The sequence below is a fragment of the Actinospica robiniae DSM 44927 genome (assembly GCF_000504285.1).
GTDB classification, from domain to species: domain Bacteria; phylum Actinomycetota; class Actinomycetes; order Streptomycetales; family Catenulisporaceae; genus Actinospica; species Actinospica robiniae.
The window spans coordinates 3,448,404-3,466,203 of sequence record NZ_KI632511.1; the positions used below are offsets into that span (position 1 = coordinate 3,448,404).

The 17,800-nt window shown below is 70.5% G+C and carries 12 protein-coding genes; 4 read left to right on the forward strand and 8 right to left on the reverse strand.

Features of this window, described 5'->3' with window-relative positions:
* Window position 1: 1 nt before the first annotated feature.
* From ACTRO_RS14665 to ACTRO_RS14675, 3 genes are all read right to left on the reverse strand, one after another.
* Window positions 2-1,789 (reverse strand): vWA domain-containing protein, encoded by a 1,788-nt coding sequence (locus ACTRO_RS14665; protein WP_034263622.1) that lies wholly within the window; start codon window positions 1,787-1,789, stop codon window positions 2-4.
* The gene (locus tag ACTRO_RS14670) at window positions 1,789-2,850 is read right to left on the reverse strand and encodes an AAA family ATPase (RefSeq protein WP_034263623.1); all 1,062 of its coding nucleotides are present in this window, start codon (window positions 2,848-2,850) and stop codon (window positions 1,789-1,791) included. The genes ACTRO_RS14665 and ACTRO_RS14670 overlap by 1 nt, the downstream gene beginning before the upstream one ends.
* A 202-nt stretch (window positions 2,851-3,052) precedes the next feature.
* A complete protein-coding gene (locus ACTRO_RS14675) occupies window positions 3,053-3,694 on the reverse strand; it encodes a hemerythrin domain-containing protein (RefSeq protein WP_034274891.1) in 642 nt (213 codons plus the stop codon).
* 131 nt (window positions 3,695-3,825) lie between these two features.
* Between ACTRO_RS14675 and ACTRO_RS14680 the strand changes: the two genes are divergently transcribed.
* Window positions 3,826-7,095 (forward strand): ATP-binding protein, encoded by a 3,270-nt coding sequence (locus tag ACTRO_RS14680; RefSeq protein WP_051450843.1) that lies wholly within the window; start codon window positions 3,826-3,828, stop codon window positions 7,093-7,095.
* Window positions 7,096-7,114: 19 nt separating this feature from the next.
* Here ACTRO_RS14680 and ACTRO_RS14685 read toward each other — a convergent pair whose 3' ends face one another.
* The 4 genes from ACTRO_RS14685 to ACTRO_RS14705 are packed head-to-tail and all read right to left on the reverse strand — an operon-like array spanning window position 7,115 to window position 10,121.
* On the reverse strand, window positions 7,115-7,774 hold the full coding sequence (locus ACTRO_RS14685) for a hypothetical protein (protein WP_034263624.1): 660 nt from the start codon (window positions 7,772-7,774) through the stop codon (window positions 7,115-7,117).
* Window positions 7,771-8,484, reverse strand: a complete 714-nt coding sequence (locus ACTRO_RS14690; RefSeq protein ID WP_051450844.1) for a hypothetical protein — start codon at window positions 8,482-8,484, stop codon at window positions 7,771-7,773. The genes ACTRO_RS14685 and ACTRO_RS14690 overlap by 4 nt, the downstream gene beginning before the upstream one ends.
* Window positions 8,484-9,803 carry a putative T7SS-secreted protein gene (locus ACTRO_RS14700; protein WP_051450845.1) on the reverse strand — a complete coding sequence of 440 codons (1,320 nt, stop codon included), beginning with the start codon at window positions 9,801-9,803 and terminating at the stop codon, window positions 8,484-8,486. The genes ACTRO_RS14690 and ACTRO_RS14700 overlap by 1 nt, the downstream gene beginning before the upstream one ends.
* 9 nt (window positions 9,804-9,812) lie before the next feature.
* Window positions 9,813-10,121, reverse strand: a complete 309-nt coding sequence (locus tag ACTRO_RS14705; protein WP_034263627.1) for a hypothetical protein — start codon at window positions 10,119-10,121, stop codon at window positions 9,813-9,815.
* Window positions 10,122-10,542: 421 nt separating this feature from the next.
* Between ACTRO_RS14705 and ACTRO_RS14710 the strand changes: the two genes are divergently transcribed.
* From ACTRO_RS14710 to ACTRO_RS14720, 3 genes are all read left to right on the forward strand, one after another.
* The gene (locus ACTRO_RS14710; RefSeq protein ID WP_211244250.1) at window positions 10,543-13,215 is read left to right on the forward strand and encodes a beta-glucosidase family protein; all 2,673 of its coding nucleotides are present in this window, start codon (window positions 10,543-10,545) and stop codon (window positions 13,213-13,215) included.
* Between the two features lie 171 nt (window positions 13,216-13,386).
* Window positions 13,387-14,616 carry an ROK family transcriptional regulator gene (locus ACTRO_RS14715; protein WP_034263628.1) on the forward strand — a complete coding sequence of 410 codons (1,230 nt, stop codon included), beginning with the start codon at window positions 13,387-13,389 and terminating at the stop codon, window positions 14,614-14,616.
* A gap of 677 nt (window positions 14,617-15,293) precedes the next feature.
* The gene (locus ACTRO_RS14720; protein ID WP_157436206.1) at window positions 15,294-15,500 is read left to right on the forward strand and encodes a hypothetical protein; all 207 of its coding nucleotides are present in this window, start codon (window positions 15,294-15,296) and stop codon (window positions 15,498-15,500) included.
* A 66-nt stretch (window positions 15,501-15,566) separates the two neighbouring features.
* Here ACTRO_RS14720 and ACTRO_RS14725 read toward each other — a convergent pair whose 3' ends face one another.
* Window positions 15,567-17,747, reverse strand: coding sequence for an MMPL family transporter (locus tag ACTRO_RS14725; protein WP_051450847.1), 2,181 nt, complete (start codon window positions 17,745-17,747; stop codon window positions 15,567-15,569).
* Between the last annotated feature and the right edge of the window lie 53 nt (window positions 17,748-17,800).

Sequence of the window (17,800 nt, forward strand, 5' to 3'; positions counted from 1 at the left end):
CTCAGCGCACTTCGAAGACCTCGCCGCGCGGCGTGAACGGGAGGCGGGCGCCGCGCGGCAGCAGGTAGGCGTGCTCGCGGGCGGGTGCGTGCAGCGGCTCGCACTCCCCGTCGGTGATGATCAGGATCGGCGCCTCGGCCGGGAAGTCCCGGGCGCGTATCAGAAGATTGATAGCAGGCTGAAGTGCGGTGCCGCCGCGCCCGCGCACGCGCACCCGGCCGGCGATGCTCTCGACCGGCAGGTATCCGGCGTCGTACGGCGCGGCGTCGCAGTAGACGATGCGGGCGGCCGGAACGTCATGCGCCAAGGCGTAGGAGGCGATGGCGCCGAGCGCCTTGCCGAGCAGGCGCGGCGACATGCTCGCGGACGTGTCGAGCACGACACCGAAGGTGTGCCGGGGCGCCGCCTCGGTGGGGATCAGCCGCCCGGGCCGGGGGATGTCCGGGCTCGCGGACTGCCGCCGGGAGGGGCGAGCGTAGCTGCGGCGCGGCGCGTCAGCCGGCACGTGCTCGTCGAACCAGCGGGCCAGCCTGGCGTCCCAGGGCAGCGGCGGGTGTTCCAGAGCCTTGATCTCGGCGTCCAGGCCGGCGGGCAGCAGGCCGCGGCGCGCCTCGTGGTAGGCGCGGCCGTCGATCAGGGCCTTGCGGTAGAACTCGTCGAGGTCCACCGCGGTCACCGCTTCCCCGGGACGCGGCAGCGGTTCGGTCAGCACGTCGCCGAGCCCGCGTCCGCGCAGCGTGCCGAGCTTGCGCAGGCGGCGCAGGTCGGTGGCGATCCGGTCGTAGACCTGCTCGGCCGAGAGCCCGGCCAGCTGCGGGTCGTGCAGCAGCCCGTCCGGCATCGCGCCGACCGCGAGTTCGAGCAGCCAGCCGTTGATGACGTAGTCGCACGCCACGTTCCACAGGTACCGGTCGCGCCCGCCGACCCGGTCCGCGTGGCGCAGAGCGGCGTGGAGCATCTCGTGGGCGAGCACGAAACGCCACTCGTCCTGGGTCAGTCCGGCCCGCGGGTTGACGTAGATCTCGCCGAGCGCCGAGTCCACCGCGGCGATGGAGATCCGCGCCGCCGCGGCCAGATCGGCGTCGGCGACGATCCGCATCCGGGCGGCGATCGCGCCGAGGAGCGGGAACGAGGAGACGAACCACTCGAGCGCCGCGTCCCAGGCGCGCTTGTCCTCCGCCTCGGTCCTGCCGCTGGCGAGCCGGATGGAGTCGGCGACCGCGCGGGTGAGCTGGGAAGCGAACTCCGCCGGCCAGTCAGGTGGATCGGTCGAGGCGGTATGCGGCTTCTGCCGATGGTCCGTCTCCTCGCCCGCGGATCCGCAGGCGGCGTAACGGGCCGGGATTCCGGTGACGCGCCAGGTGGCCGCGAGGGTCTCTTCGTCCCCCTCGGGCCACTCACACTCGCCGGAGGGGTGCTCGCCGACCTTGAATCCGTGCAGGAAACGGTTGACGACGACACAGCGCGCCGCCCGCAGCGCGTCGTCCGGCTCCGGTCCAGGCGAGCGCTCGGCCGGGACGTGCCCCAGGCCCAGGTGTATCCGGGCGTGCCCGATCGCCCAGGCCCAGACCACCGGCTCGGTCTTCGCCCAGAGGTTGACGTGCACGGAGCCGCGCGAGTCCACGACAACCAGGCCCCGACGCGGCGCCTGCGGGCAGTCGCGCTGCCCGCACTCGGTGCCGAGGCGGATATGCCGGAACCCCTGGTGGGCGGCCAGGATCTCGCGGCCCCGCAACAGGTTCTCGGCGCCGGGCGGCGCCTGCTTGGGACCGCCGCGGCCGGCCGGCATCAGGCCCGTGCCGCGATCAGGGCGGGCAGATCGCGGGCGGCCTCCACCAGGAACCAGCCCGGCAGCGCCTGCGCGCCGTCCTCGTCGGCCGCGATCACGCTCTGCGCGACTTCGAGCGAGACCTCGGCCAGCTCCACCAGCAGCGCCTTCGCCCGGAAGCCGAGCTGGCGCCCGGCGGCGGAGCCGTGGCCCTTGGTGGCGGGCAGCTCCCGCAGCAGCCGCGCGCGGAACGCCTCGGCCAGGAAGTAGAGCAGGTCGCGGTCCTCGGGCCGGGCGGGCCAGCGGGCGTCGCCCTTGAGGATCGCCTCGAAACCGTAGGCGTTGCGCACGATCTTCACGTATCCGCAGAACCCTGACGCGTGGGTGGGGCTGAGCGTGCCCCTGGCCAGGATCTGCAGCGTCTGCTCGCTGATCTCCGGACCCGCGGAATGCAGTGTGTCGGAGAGCATGTGCCACGACCGGGGCGTGGAGAAGGGCTCTTCCGTCTTCGGCGCCGGGGCCCAGAGCTGGTCCGGGCGCTCGGTCAGGTAGTCGAGGATCCACGGGTGGATCCCGGCCACGCCCGCCCACGCCAGCCAGTCCGCGGCACTCGCCCGCAGATGCAGGTGCACCAGCCGGTTGACGAGAGCCGAGGGCATCGGGCGCGCGAGCGCGTTGTCGGTGGCGCGGTTGCCGGCGCCGATCACCACGGAACCCGGCGGCAGCTCGTACGAGCCGATGCGACGGTCCAGGATCAGCGAGTAGAACGACTTCTGCACGTCCGGCGGGGCGGCGTTGAGCTCGTCCAGGAACAGGCAGTACGGCTCGTCGCGCGCGATCATCTCGGGCGGGCAGAACCGGCTGCGCCCGTCATGGATCTGCGGCACGCCGATCAGGTCCTCCGGAGCGAGCTGGGTGCCGAGCAGCGAGACGCACTCGAGCCCGAGCGACGCGGCGAACTCGCGCACCAGACTCGACTTGCCGATACCCGGTGCGCCCCACAGGAAGACCGGCCGCACGACGGCGACGTCGAGCAGGAACGCGGGCAGCTGCGCGGGAGTGACCGTCACCGTGGACTGCATCGTCTTGAATCCCCGCTCCCCTGACACCCCATCACGTCGATGCAGCCCCGCAGCCGTCCGACTTTGTCGCGCACCATCGTGCCGGGCCGACCGACGCCGTGTCCAAGCGTTAAGGCGTACATGGAACCGGCCGGCCGGGTAGAAAGGCGGCGTGACCCACCGCAGGACTCTCGACGATCCTGATCGACGCGCCGACAGTAGGTCAGGCGGCGCGGACGCGGCGGATGTGGCGGACGAAGCGGGGCCGGCCGACCAGGTGCCAGATGCCGCGGACCGGGGCGGGCAGGACGGACAGCAGAAGGGCGCGCTCGGATTCGCTCGCGTCCTCGAGGACGAGGCCGAACAACGTGAGCAATGTCAGCTTGGGCGTGTTGGCCACCAAGTGGTCGCCAAGCGAGGCCCACTCCGCCTCGGTGATGTGCTCGGCTGCGAGCGGAAGGAGGGTGGCCTCCTCGTCGTCGAGGTGCTCGAGCAGGACGGCCCGGTGGTCGGCGAGGGCCGCCACGAGGGCGTCGCGCCGGTCGGCGTCGGCGGCTGCCTCCCATGCGGGGACCGCGGCGTCCAGCCTGGCCAGGGTCGCGGCCACGCGCTCGTGCTGGGCCTCCATGCGCAGGACGATGTCGGCCTGCAGATCGACTCGGGACAGCAGCGGCGGCCAGAGCAGCTCGTCCTCGCCCTCGTGGTGGTTCTTCAGCCCCAGCCGGTAGTCGCGGAAGTGGTCGGCGATCACCTTGGCCCGCCCGGTGTCGCCCGGGGTCACCGCCGTGACGAGCTCGATCAGCAGCCGCGACTCGCGGCGGAAGGCGCGGTGGACGATCTCCATGTCCTGGGTGTCGACGCTCATCGCGGTGTTCCTGCCCTTCATCGGTTTCATCGGTTCGTGGTGTCTTCAGACTGCTCCCGGGGCTTTGGAGGACACTTGGAGACGGCTTGGAACGCCGCGCTCGGACGGCCACGGGTATGATCAGGCGCGTCATGGTCCTGATCCGCGTGCTGGGTTCCTTCGCGGCCGAGGTCGGCGGCGAGTCCGTGCCCCTCGGCGGACCGCGGCAGCGCGGTGTGCTGGCCCTGCTGGTGGCGGCGCACGGTCAGGTCGTGCCGGTCGATCGGATGGTCGAGGACCTGTGGCGCGGCGAGCCCCCTGCTCGTGCCCTGGCTTCGTTGCAGGCCTACGTGTCCAACCTGCGCCGCCTGCTGGAGCCCGGCCGCCCGCCGCGCACCCCGGCCCGCCTGCTCGTGAGCGCGTCGCCCGGCTACGCCCTGCGGGTGGCGCCGGAGTCGGTGGACGCATGGCTCTTCGAGGAACTGCTTGACAGTGCTCGTACTCTCGCCGCTCCGCGCGAGGTCCGCGCACGGCTGGACGAGGCGCTGGCCCTGTGGCGCGGACCGGCGTTCGCCGAGGCCGCCGACGAGCCGTGGGCCGTTGCCGAGACCGCCCGGCTCGACGAGCTGCGTCTGGTCGCGCGCGAGCTGCGCATCGCCGCAGGGCTGCGACTCGGCGACGTCGCGGTGGTACCCGAGGCGGACCGCCTCACCCGCGATGCGCCGTTTCGCGAGGCAGCCTGGCGCATGCATGCCCTTGCGCTGTGGAGTACCGGCCGGCAGGCCGACGCTCTGGCCGCGCTCCGCCGCGCCCGCGCCACTTTCGCCGACGAGCTCGGCCTCGACCCCGGTCCGGATCTGGTGGCTCTCGAGGAGGCAGTCCTTTCTCAGAACATCGATTTCCTCCGGTCGGCCATCGCGCCGGTGCCCCCGCGCTCGCCGCTGCCGCTGCCGCTGCCGCTGGCGTCGCAGCCGTCGCAGCCTTCTGTTTCGCTGCCGCCGAATGTCTCCCCCGCCAAGCCCTTCATCGGGCGTGAGAGCGAGCTCGCGGCGCTTGTGGCGGCCGCCGAGCAGGCCAGCGCAGCGGACGGCGTACGCGTCGCGCTCGTCACCGGGGAGGCGGGGCTCGGCAAATCGACGCTGCTCGAGCACCTCGGGAGCCGGCTCGAGCAGGACGGCTGGCTCGTGGCCGCCGGGAGCTGCCCCGAGGCCGACGGCGCGCCGCCCACGTGGGCGTGGGTCGAGGCGCTGCGCGTGGTGGCCGCGAGCGTTCCACCGGGCGAGTTCGCGCACGACCTGGCGCCGTTGCTCTCCGACCGCGCACTTGCCGACGGCGACGCCTCGGCAGGACGCTTCCGGCTGCGTCAGGCCTTGTGGGGCTGGCTCGCGGAAGCGTGCGCCGACCGGCCCGTCGCCGTCATCCTCGACGATCTGCAGTGGGCGGACGCCGCCACATTGGAGCTGCTCGCCGGCGGGCTCGGCACACGGGCGCGGATCTTCGTCGTCGCCGCGTACCGTGCGGACGAGGGCGGACGCCTCACCGACGCGCTCGGCTCCGTCGCCCGCGTCGGGCCGCTTCGGGTGGACCTGGCGGGCCTGGACGGCCGTGCCGTCGCAGAACTCATACACGCTGAGTGCGAGGCCGACGACGCGACCGTGGCCGCGATCGCCGAACGGACCGGCGGCAATCCGTTCTATGTGCGGGAGAGCACGCGGCTGTTGTCGGGCGAAGGCGCGCTTGTCGCCCTCTCCGAGGTGCCCGAGGGTGTGCGGGACGTGTTGCGGCGCCGATTGGCACGGCTGCCCGAGGCCGGCGTCTCCATCCTGCGGCTGGCGGCCGTCGCCGGCCGGGAGAGCTCCGTGGACGTGCTCGTCCACGCCGCCGACGCCGATGAGGACGGCGTGCTGGACGCGCTGGACGCGGGCGTGATCGCCGGGCTGCTCGACGAGCCGGCGCCCGGGCGGGTCCGTTTCGTTCACGCGCTGGTCCGGGACACGCTAATCGCCGATATCAGCCGTTTGCGGGCCACCCGGATGCACGCGCGGATCGCCGCGGCGCTGGAGGGCGGCGGCGACCTCGCCGCGCTGGCGCACCACTCGGCGCGGGCGGGATCGCCGAAGGCCGTCGGATACTGCGTGCAGGCCGCCGAACTCGCCGAGGCTCGGTACGCCCACGACGTGGCGGCCGCGCTGCTGACCGACGCCGTCGCCGGCTCCACCGACCCCGACGAGCGCGTCGACCTGCTCGGCAGACTGCTGCGCGCGCAGATCAGGGCCGGAGCGGTCGCCGCCGCGAGGGAGACGCGCGAAAGGGCCGTCCAGTACGCCGAGTCGATCGGCCGCGACGACCTGATGATCGCCGCGTTCACCGCGTGGACCGAGCCCACCTCCTGGCAGGCACGCACATACGGCACGGTCGACCGTCGCATCGTGGACCGCCTCACCCGCCTGCTTCGGCGGACCGACCTCGCCGGCGACGTGCGTTCCCGCCTGTTGACGGCATACGCCGACGAGACCGTCGGCGAGGACGACCCGACGGTCATGGCGGCGGCGCGCGAAGCGCTCGACCTCGCGACCGATCCCCGCCTGCGGGCCGCGGCGTTGCTGGTCCTCGTGCGCGACGACGGACGGGAGGAGTACGCGCGCGAACTCGTGGACATCGGCATAACGCACGACCTGCCCGTCTACCGCGTGGCCGGACTGATCAATCAGGCGGTGAACGCCGCCGCGGCCAACGACCCGGCGACCATGCGACGCGTCACCGAGGAAGCCCTCGAACTCGCCCGCGCCTACCGGATGGCCGAGGCGACCGGCGTCTGCGAGATCGCGCTCGCGACCCTGGCGCTGATCGAAGGCCGTTTCGCCGACGCGGAACACTGCTACACCGAGGCCACCGAACGCATGGAGCGCGCCGGATCGGTGCACACCGGCTTCCGCAGCCTCGCCCTCGCGGCGATCTGGCTGAACGACGGATCGCTCGGCGACCACCTGGACGAGGTGCGCGCGCTACACGAGGCATTGGGCCCGATGGTCGCGGATCTGCTGGTGCTCGCCCTCCACGCCGCCGGCCGCGAAGACGAGGCCCGCGGCCTGCGCCGGGCGCAGAACTCACAAAGCCCGATCCGGCCCGACTTCTTCTTCAGCTTCCTGATGAGCCTGCGCGCGATGGCGATCGTCGCGCTGAACGACCGGGAGGCTGCCGCTCGGATCTACGCGGACCTGCTGGCCGAACAGGACGGGCCGCCGGCCGGAGTCGTCAGCCTCTCCCTCGCCGTTCGTCCGGTCGCCCACACGCTCGGCGAACTCGCCGTCCTCCTCGGCCGCCCCGACGATGCCGCCGCCCACTTCGCCAGAGCCGCCGCGATCGCGGAGATCTGGAACGCGCCGCACTGGTCGGACGCTGGTGGACGAAGCGTCAACTGATCGCCTGTGAGGTAGGGCGTCAGCCGCCTTGGTACCAAGGCGAGGGCTTCCAGCCGTTCGTGTGCCCCTGCGGCTTGTCCGGGTGGTCGGCGAACCATGGGCCGTCGGTCCGATGGGTGAAGTCACGGTAGGGCAGGTTGACCAGCTGCGCGGCCTTGCGCTCGAACTCGGCCGCGTCGTCCGCGAAGGGGTGACCGCGCCGGTTGGTGCTGTAGACGAGCTTGGCCGAGGTCGCGTACACCGGCGCGATCAGGCCGCCGACACGCGGGTCGCCGAGGAACGCGAGCTGACGAGCCTGACGCCACTGCGCCTTCTCCTCGTCGCTGCCCAGCTTCACGCCGTAGACGGGGAACTCCGCGATCGGCATCCCGGAGGACGGATCGAGCAGCTGCACGTACTCGTCGTGCGGCTTCCACCGGCCTGAGCGCAGGGTCAGCAGCACGGGCGCGAGCACCAGGCTCAGCAGATCGTCGGTCAGCTCGTGCCAGAACGGCTCCCGCTCCCAGCGCCCGATCTTGACCGGGAAGACCTGCCACGCGCCGAACCGCTGCACGAGATACTGCTCGTAGTGGCCGGCCCGCTGCACCGCGGCGCTCTTGTGGCCGAGGCGCTGCTGGATTCGCTCGATCAGCCAGGGCTGGATCGGCAGGGTCGAACCGGCCGGGTAGAGCTGCGTCATGCGTCGAGGCCTCCGAGGAGATGGTGGATCTGCCGCGCCGACGCGCTCGCGTCCTCCGAAGCCGGCGGAGGAGTGAAGGACACGGAGTTCGCCAGCAGGACCATCATCTCGCGGAAGAGCGTCCCGGACTGGACGTAGGGCGTGGAGAACTCGAGCGCCGCCAGAAGGTCGCCCTTCTCGCTGACCACGATCGCCTCGAGTTGGTAGACGTCCGCGCGCCCCGGATCGCCCTGCTGCCCCGGCAACGACGGCTTCGGGAGGCTGCGCACCCGCTCGAAGAACAGGGCCGGGCCGCCGGTCAGGTCGACCAGGTCCGCCTGCGCGTGGTCTCCCGCGTTGGCCGCCGCGTGGACGAGATCGCCCAGCACCAGCTTCGGATTGCGCTCCTCGCCGGTCGGCTGGACGCTGATCACGAGCGTCGAGGAGACGACGCTCTCGTCCGGCGCGGTGTGCCAGCCGAGACCGCAGTACACGGCATTGCGCTGGTCGAGCTCGGCGAGCAGTGTGGCGAACGTGTTCAGTGTCGCGTAGAGCAGATCCTCGTTCTCGGGCGGGCACAGTTCCGCCAGCACGGGTTCCACCTCGGCGAGCCGTTCGGCGCTGTCCTCGATCGGCAGCGGCAGATATCCGGCGGGCAGCTGAAGCCAGATGGCGACCTCGCCGGCGCTCTGCTGGGGCTCGAGGTTGTTGAGCAGGTCTGCGACACCCATCAGAAGGCTTCCTGGAAGTCGTGGTACAGGTTGGAGGCGACCTTCTTCGTCCGCATGCCGAGCTCGACGTTGAGCTTGGCGGCGTCGCTGAGCGCGCTGCCGCTGACCTTCTCGACGACGGAGGCGACACCCTTCGTGCCCATGCTGAGCTGGTGCGCCTTGAGCGTGACCAGGTTGGCGATCTTGGACGAGCTCTTGGCGGCGTCCTCGGCGACCTCCGCGCCGTCCTTGCCGATCTGGGGCAGTTTGCTCACCAGCGACGGGATCGACTTCGCCGCGTCCTCCGCGGCCGTGCCGAGCTTCTTCGCGTCGCCGATGTCCTTGAGCGCGCCCACGCCGGGTATCGCGCTCAGCAGGTCGCCGCCGGTGGTCACCGCGGCCTCGATGTTCGCCTTGGTGAAGTGGCCGGTCATCAGGCCGCCGAGGGCGGCCCGCGTCTTCGGGTTCGCGAGGTCCATCGCGAGCGCGCCCGCGCCGGCCCCCATCGCGATGGCGCCGGCCACCAGGTCCACCGGCGGCGGCGTGCACAGGGCGACCAGGCCGGCGATGGCCGAGACCGTGGAGAGGATCGAGTGGATGGCGTCGGCGTGCGCCTCGACCCACTTGCCGACGGCGCTGAACGCGCTGCCGATGTCGTGCATCATGCTCGAGAACCAGCCGGGCTTGTGCGGGGCGAGGCCCTTCGTCGCGTTCTCCAGCTGCGAGGCGTAGTTGCGCGCCGCCGAGTCGACCTCCTGCTGCAACTGCCGCGCCCGCTGCAGGATCGAGTTGAGCTCGTCGTTCGCCTGCTGCTCGGCCGCGTTCGCGTCGTTGAGCGCGGACTCGGCCTGGTCGAGCGCGGACTGCGCCTGCTGCAGCGCCTGCGGGTCGGTGAAGATCTCGTTGATCAGGTTGAGATTCGGGTTCGACTTCGCCTGCGAGACCTGATTCTTCGCGTTCTGCAGGGCCTCGCGCGCGGCGGCGGCCTCCTGGTCCAGGTTCTGCGCGGTCTGCTTGAAGCCGACGAGGTCCTTGTACCAGTTCTGGATCGTGCCGCAGGCCTCGGTCAGCGACTGCTGCGCGTGCTGCAGGTCCGTGACGAGCTTGTCGTTGAAGTGCTGGCGGAACGCGTCGCCCGCCGCGCCCACCCACACGCCCGAGTCGGAGTCGCGCAGCTGGTCGAGCAGCTGTCCGGACTCCTGCATGGAGCTCGTGGCCTTGGTGACCATGTTCTCCAGCACCTCGACGTCCCCGGGCACGCCCGGCGCCGGGTTGAAGCCCAGGTTCGGATAGGTGTTGCTATCGACGAAGGACGAGTCGAACACGACGTCCAGTGACATGGAATCCCCCTATTCCTGCAGCAGGCTGCTGATCTTGCCGAGCGACTGCTGCACGGTCTGCTCGGTCTCCTGATAGTTCTGGCGCACCTTGTCGACACCCTCGGTGCACTCCTGGATCGCCTGCTGCAGCTGGCCGAGCCCGTACTTCCAGGTGCTCTGGAAGTCCTTGGCCGCACTGACGATCGTCTGCGGTCCGACCTGCCCGTCCTCGGACGAACCGAACGCCTGCAGCGCCTGGTCCATCTGCTCCCCCGCCTGCTGCAGCGTGCTGGTCATCTTGGACAGCACGCCCAGATCAACCTGGAAGAAATCACTCATCGAGACTCGCCTCTCGGCCCCGTGCGCGCGTCCGGCTCCCGACACCCCATGCATCGCGCCGCGCCACGATGAGTCCACATCGTATCGGCATACCATGGAGACATCCACCATCTGCGGTTTCGGATCAGCCACGCGCTCAGCGGACTGCCGAGGTCCTCCCGCGACTGCCGAACCGCCGCCACACAGCCCAGGGCACCCGAGCCGGGCGAGGCAGCCGTTTTAGATCTGATAAGTCATTAATAAATGCTGAGATCCACCCTTGACCGTGCTCGGGGACGTTTGTAGCCTCATCCATGCCGCACACGTCCCACAGGCGCCACACCTTCGGCCGCCTCGGATTCCGAGGCTGCGACAGCGCTCCCACGCAACTGACCGAGGGTCAAGCGCGCGGCGGTTCCTCCACTCTGACACTGGAGTTTGAGTGCACATAGGACTTAAATCACGACGGCCGAGGCTCCTCGTCGCCGTCACCGCCTTCGGAGCCCTGACCGCCGCCGTGTGCGGCGGGACGGCTTCGGCCGCCTCCCACCAGAACCCGGTGCCGGTCATCACCGGCGACGCCCGCGTGGACCGGCTCATCAGCCAGATGACGCTGGACGAGAAGCTCTCGATGATCGAGGGCGAAGCCGAGGTCGCCAGCTCCTCCGACCAGTACCAGGCCGGATACCTGCCGGGCATCGCGCGCCTCGGGATCCCCTCGCTCAAGCTGTCGGACGGCCCTCCCGGGGTGATCACCCGTCAGGACTCGACCGGCATGACCTCGACCATGGGCGTGGCCGCGACGTTCTCCACCACCGACGCGCAGGCCAACGGCAAGGTCATCGGCTCCGACGGCAAGGCGCTGGGCCAGGACGTGGTGCTGGAACCCTTCGTCAACATGGACCGCGACACCTCGTGGAGCCGCGGGTTCAACACCTTCGGCGAGGACCCGCTGCTGACCGGCCAGACCGGCGCCGCGGAGATCACCGGGATCCAGAGCCAGGGCGAGATGGCCCAGGTCAAGCACTACATCGCGTACGACGGCGGCAACAACGTCGACGTCGACTCGCAGACCCTGCACGAGATCTACCTGCAGCCGTTCCAGGACGCCGTCAACGCGGGCGTGTCCTCGGTGATGTGCTCGTACAACGAGATCAACGGCTACCAGTCCTGCGACAACTCGACCGACCTGACGCAGATTCTGCGCAACGAGCTCGGGTTCAAGGGCTTCGTGGACTCGGACTGGGGTGCGAACCACGGCACCACGTACATCAACGCCGGCCTCGATCTGGAGATGCCGGGCGGGGGCGGGCCTTCGGGCGTGGGCCTGCCGAGCTACTTCTCCTCCTCGGCGATGAAGGCGGCCATCTCCTCCGGCTCCGTCCAGATCTCCGCGGTCAACACCGCGGTCGGACGGATCCTGTACGAGATGGACCGCTTCGGCCTGCTCTCGGGCGCCTCCAAGCACAACGTCACGCCGGAGAACACGAAGGCCGACGAGGCGACCGTGCTGGCGACGGCACAGGACTCTGCGACGCTGCTGCAGAACAACGGCAATGCGCTGCCGCTCTCGTCGGGTTCCCTGTCCTCGCTCGCGCTGATCGGTCCGGGCGCCGGCCAGACGATCGCGACCAACAGCGGCGGCGAGGCGGCCGGCGGTCTGCTCAGCCAGCAGACCAGCGCCCTCAGTGCCCTGACGTCGGACACCAAGGGCAGCGGCGCGCACATCGACTACGCCGTGGCCGACGACCTGACCGGCGTCCCCGTGCCCGCCTCGGCTTTGTCCCACAGCGGACAGCCCGGTCTGGTCCGCACGACCAGCGGTTCGTCCACGACGACCGTTGACCCGCAGCTGAACTTCACCGCCGCCGGCAAGAACGCGCTCAAGGCCGGCAGCACCGAATCCTGGGCCGGCACACTCACCGTGCCGAGCGCCGGTCAGTACTGGCTGAACATCCAGGCCATCGGCGGCACCGCGGGCCTGACCGTGGACGGCAAGACCCTCGCCACGGTCGGCGCCGGGTTCGGCCCGTCACCGCGCTACGGCGTCGTGCACGCCACCGACGGCAGCGCTCCGACCGGCACGCCCGACGGCCTGGCGAACGACAGGACCCTGGTTCAGCTCTCGGCGGGCGCGCACACCCTCGCGGTGGCGGAGAACCCTGATGTGTCCGGGAACCCGGTGCAGGTGCGGCTGAACTGGGTCACCCCGGCCCAGCAGCAGGCGAACACCGACGCCGCCGTCGCCTCGGCGAAGTCGGCCAAAACCGCGGTCGTCTTCGTCTGGGACACCGGCTCGGGCGACCTGTCCACGGCGCTGCCGGACGGCCAGGACCAGCTGATCGAGAAGATCGCGGCCGTCAACAAGAACGTCATCGTCGTGCTCCAGGCCAACCAGCCGATCGCCATGCCGTGGCTCGGCAGCGTCAAGTCGGTCCTGGACACCTACTACGGCGGCGACCAGGCCGGCGTGGCCGCAGCGAACCTGCTGCTCGGCCGCACCGACCCGAGCGGGCACCTGCCCTTCACCTGGCCCAAGTCCCTCGACCAAGAAGTCGCGCACGACTCGGCTCACCCCGAGCGCAGCAGCAACGGCGTCGACAGCAGCGGCCAGGCGTGCACGGCGTCGTCGAACCCCTTCGCCAGCAGCACCTGCCTCACCACGTACTCCGAGGGCCTCGACATTGGCTACCGCTACTTCGACGCCACGAACGAGACCCCGCTCTACCCCTTCGGCTACGGCCTGTCGTACACGAACTTCGCCTACTCCGGCCTGCACACGGCCAAGGCGAACGACGGCGGCCTCAACGTCAGCTTCACCGTCCGCAACACCGGCAAGTCGGCCGGAACCGCGGTGCCGCAGGTCTACCTCGGCGCCCCGGCCACCATCCCGTCCGGCGTGCAGTTCGTGGACAACGCCCTGGCCGCATACGGGCGGGTCGACCTCGCCGCCGGCCAGAGCAAGACCGTGACCCTGCACGTACCGCTGCGTCAGCTCCAGTACTGGACCGACGCATCCGGCTGGACCACCGCGACCGGCAACCGCCCGGTCAACGTCGCCGACGACGAGCGCAGCACCCAGCTGACCGCGACCGTCGACATCAGCAGCAACTGAACGCCAGAGGCACGGTCAACACCGCTTGATCCACCCACCCGCAGCGAAGGGACGTCGCCGCGGGCCGGGTGAACGGCGCGGGGTTTCAGGGCGAGGCGGCCCCCGGAACCCCGCGCCGTACCCCCTTTCCCGGATCTCCCGGAAACCCCCGCCACCTCGTAGGATTCCCGAATGGCCGACCCCCGCGGACCCCGCTCCTCGAGCACCCTGCTCGAACGCATCGTGCTCGACGCCTTCGACGGCTACGCCGCGCTCACCCGGCCCCAACTCGTCGAGTCCACCGGCCTGTCCCGCCCCACCGTCACCGCGCTCGTCGCGACCCTCGTCGCACGCGGCGAACTGACCGAGTCGGAACTCGCGGCGCCGAACGGTTCCCGCGGCCGCCCGTCCATGAGCTATCGGCGGACCGCGATGGCCGCGCCGATCGCCCTCGTCCGCCTCGCGCACCGCATGCCCACCCGCGTCAGCCTCGTCGGCCCGGACGGCCCGATCACCGAGGTCGACACCGGCGTCGGCTGGACGCAGCCGTGGGACATCTGGGCGCCTGCCGTCCGCGAAGCCCTCGACCTGCTCGAATCAGCGCACCCGCTCCGCGCTCGCCACGTCGTGCTCGCGGCACCCTTCCCGGTCGAGGACGGGCGCGGCGCCCCACCGGCCAGCCCCCAGGCCCGCCAGCGTCCGGCCGGCACCGCGCCCGCGCGCGCCACGGTCATGCCGAATCTGCCGGAGTGGATCGTGCGCGACCCGAGGCCCGCCGTCGGCGGATTGTTGGAACGACCCGTCAGCATGGTCAACGACGCGAACCTCGCCGCCCTCGGCGAAGCGCGCCGCGGCGCCGCCCGGGACGCGAAGATCGCCGTCCACCTACTCATCCGCCACGGCATCGGGGCCGGCATCGTCATCAACGGCATGACGATCGAGGGCGCGCGCGGCATGGCCGGCGAGATAGGCCACGTCCAGGTCGTCGACGACGGCCCCTACTGCTTCTGCGGCAACCGCGGCTGCCTGGTCACCCAGAGCTTCGATCCGTTCAAGATCGAAGCCCTCACCAGCCGCTACGGACACGAGCCGAGCTTCGACGACCTCGAAGACCTCATCGAGAACGGCGACGCCGTCGCTCTACGCTTCTTCTCCGACCTCGGCGTCCTGCTCGCCAAGACCATCGCCTCGACGATCGTGCTGCTCGACCCCGACACCCTCGTCATCGACGCCGAACTCAAGCACACCGCCACACCCCTGATCACCGGCCTGCGCACCGAACTCGCGCGCAGCTGCCCGCCACGCGTGGCCGAAGAGCTCGCCATCGTCCGAGGCGAACTCCCCGACGCCATCGCCTACGGCGCCCTGGCGACCGCCGACGAAGAGGCGTCGGAGGCTCCGGCGAGAAACCCAAGTCTCTGACCGTCGAGGGCCATCAGACGCTGAATGCTGATTAATGCTCGGCTTCGCGATCGGCTGATGTTCGGTTGGCTTGCCGGAGTTTCGGCTTGGGTTTCATGCCCCTCCGAGGGGCCCTCGCTCGGAGAGGGGGTCGCTGGTGGGCTGGGGTTTTCCGGGTGGGTGGGGTGGGGTGCGGGATTCTGCCGGTCGGCGCTCCCGCTCACTTACCTCGTGGCCCTGCATCCGATGGCGGGTGAGTTCTGGAGGATCCTGATCTGGCGAGGGTGAGATTCGAGGCTCGGAGGGCAGCATGGAACGCCACATCAGCGACGTGCCGGATGGGCTGACGCACGGCGCGCGGGGTTTCATGCGCAGCCACGGAGTGCGGCTTGAGCCGATCGACCTCGATAAGCATCGCGAACGGTGGCTCGCCGCAGGGATTCCCGGGGAGCAGATCGATCGCGCAGTCGCGTTCGAGCAGAAGTGGGGCGGGTTCGTGCTGCCACCGGCTCCCTGCTACGACGGCGGTCCACGGTACCTGGGCGCGGACGTCCCTGGGCAGAGACTCGCTCGTCGCCGTCCACCGCGGCGAATCGATCGAACGCCGCAAGCGGGGCATCCACGAATCCTGGTTCGAGCACCCGGATGGCCGACGCCTGGGCTTCATCACGAACGGCCACCGCGTCATGCTCCTGCTCATGACCGACGAGGACGACGCGGGCGACCACGCCGTCGATCCGGGGGCCGAAGGCTCCTCGGACGGCTTCATGCTCCTCAACGGACAGAACGACCGCTTCGCGAACCGGGACACGGTGCCGTTCGGCGTCGGCATAAAGAGCCTGTCGCAGATCATTGACTCGTGGACTTGGCCCGAGGACGTCCGGCACGAGTGTTCGGCCGAATGATCGCCATCAAACGGAGCGAGGCCGGCCGGGCCCCCATTCCCAGGGGCCCGGCCGGCCGGCTCCGTCCTAGCGCAGGACGCTGATTTTCTCCGTCGGCTGCGGTTCGACGTGGCGGGCCGAGCGGCGCCAGTTGCGCTCGCCGAGCAGCGTCATCACCGTGGGCAGGAGCAGGACCCTGATGACGGTCGCGTCGAGCAGGATCGCGACGCCGAGGCCTACGCCGAGCTGTTTGAAGTCCTGCATGCTCAGCGTGCCGAAGACCGCGAAGACCGCCACCATGATGGCCGCCGCGCTGGTGATCGTGCCGGCGGTGGCCCGCAGGCCGTGGGCGACGGCGTCCTTCGTGCTCAGGCCGCGCTCGTGCGCCTCGCGGATCCGGGAGACGACGAACACGTGGTAGTCCATGCTGAGGCCGAACAAGACCACGAACACGAACAGCGGGATCCACGACTCGAGCGCACCGACTGCATGTGTGCCCACCAGGCTCGCGCCCCAACCGTGTTGGAAGACCGCCACCATCACGCCGTACGCGGCGCCGGTGGAGAGCAGGTTGAGCACGATCGCGGTGGTCGCGATCGTCCAGCTGCTGAAGGTCAGCAGCATCAGCAGGAAAGTCACGCCGAGCACGAACAGGAAGACCGGCAGGATCCGGTGGTCGAGCTGGTCGTTGAAGTCGGTGCTGAAGGCGAGGTTGCCGCCGAGCGCCGCCTTGCTGTGCGGGACCGCCCCGAGCGTCTGGGGCAGCACGGTGCTGCGCACGGTGTCGATCGATTTCACCGCCTGCGCGTCGGCGCCCTGGCCGGCGATCGGGAAGAGGATCTTCACGACGTGCTGCGCCGGGTACGGCGTGACCTGGACCGGGCCGCTGCCGAGCGCGCCGTCCGCGGCCGCCTTGGCCTTGAACGCGGCGATCGCCTCGGTCACGGCCGGAGCCGACGGATCAGGGGTCTGCATCACGATCATGCCGGGCGCCGGGCTGGCCGGGAACTCGGCGCTGATCTGGTTGTAGGTCTGGACCATCGGCGTGCTCGAAGGAAGCAATTTGTTGATGTCCAGCGACTGGGTGTGCATACCGGCTGCCGGGATCGCGAGCAGGAGCATGAAGCCGGCCGCGGCCGCGGCGAAGCCCTTGGGGTGGTCGAGCACCTTGGCGAGCGTGGCGTTCCACAGCCGGCCACCGTTCGGGTCGACCGGGCGGTTTCGCTTCGACTTGCGCCGGCCCCAGTCGATCCGGTCGCCGAGCATGGCGAGCAGCGCGGGCAGCACGGTGACCGAGCCGAGCATGGCGATCGCGACGACGAGGATCGAGGCCAGCGCGAAGCCCTCGAAGATGTGCATCCCGGTGAGGAACATGCCCGCCATCGCGACCATCACGGTCGCCCCGGAGACCAGCACCGAGTGGCCGGAGGTGGCGGCCGCGATGCTCAGCGCCTGCTTCGCGTCGCGCCCGCTCGCCCGCTCCTGCCGCTCCCTGCGCAGATAGAACAGGCAGTAGTCGACGCCGACCGCGAGGCCCATCAGCAGCATCACGGAGTTCGAGGAGGAGTCCTGCGGGACCACATGCGAGATCAGGTCGAGCATGCCGAGCGCGCCCATGAACGCGGTGACCGCGAGCAGCACCGGCAGCAGCGCCGCGATCAACGCGGCGAAGGCGGCCAGCAGGATGCCGAAGGCCAGCGGCACCGCGGTCCACTCGGCGCGCTTGAAGTCCTTGCCCAGCGTCTGGTTCACCCACTGGTTCCCGGAAGCGTCGCCGACCTCGTTGATCTGCACGCCCGGATGCGCCGTCTGGACCGTCGCGACGGCGTCGAGCACGGGTTGGACCCGGTCGGCCGCCGTCGAGGCGTCACCGGTCATGTCGAACTGGATCAGCGCGTAGTGCCGGTCCTTCGAGATCAGGCCCGCGGTGTAAGGGTTCTGCAGGTCGTCGGTCTGCCCGGTGGCCTTGACGGCGGAGATCACCTGGTCGACGGCCTGCCGGAAGCCGGCCGCGTCGGCGGTTTGCGTGCCGTCGTGCACCAGCACCATCTCGGAGGCGGGGTCCGAGAGCCCCGCGTCCTGCAGGATCTGCAGTGCCTGCGCGGAGCTGCCCACCCCCTCCTGCGCGTTGCTGAGCTGGCTCTGGCCGACCGCGCCGCCGATCACCGTGGCGAGTATCACGAACAGCAACCAGCCGAACACGGCTGTCTTCCGATGCGTCGCGCTCCAGCCGCCGAGCGCAGCCGCCGGGCTCCGTCTGTGCGCCATCAGTGGGTCCCCCAAGCAAAAATCGGGTTCCGGTGCAGGTCACCGGCTCACCA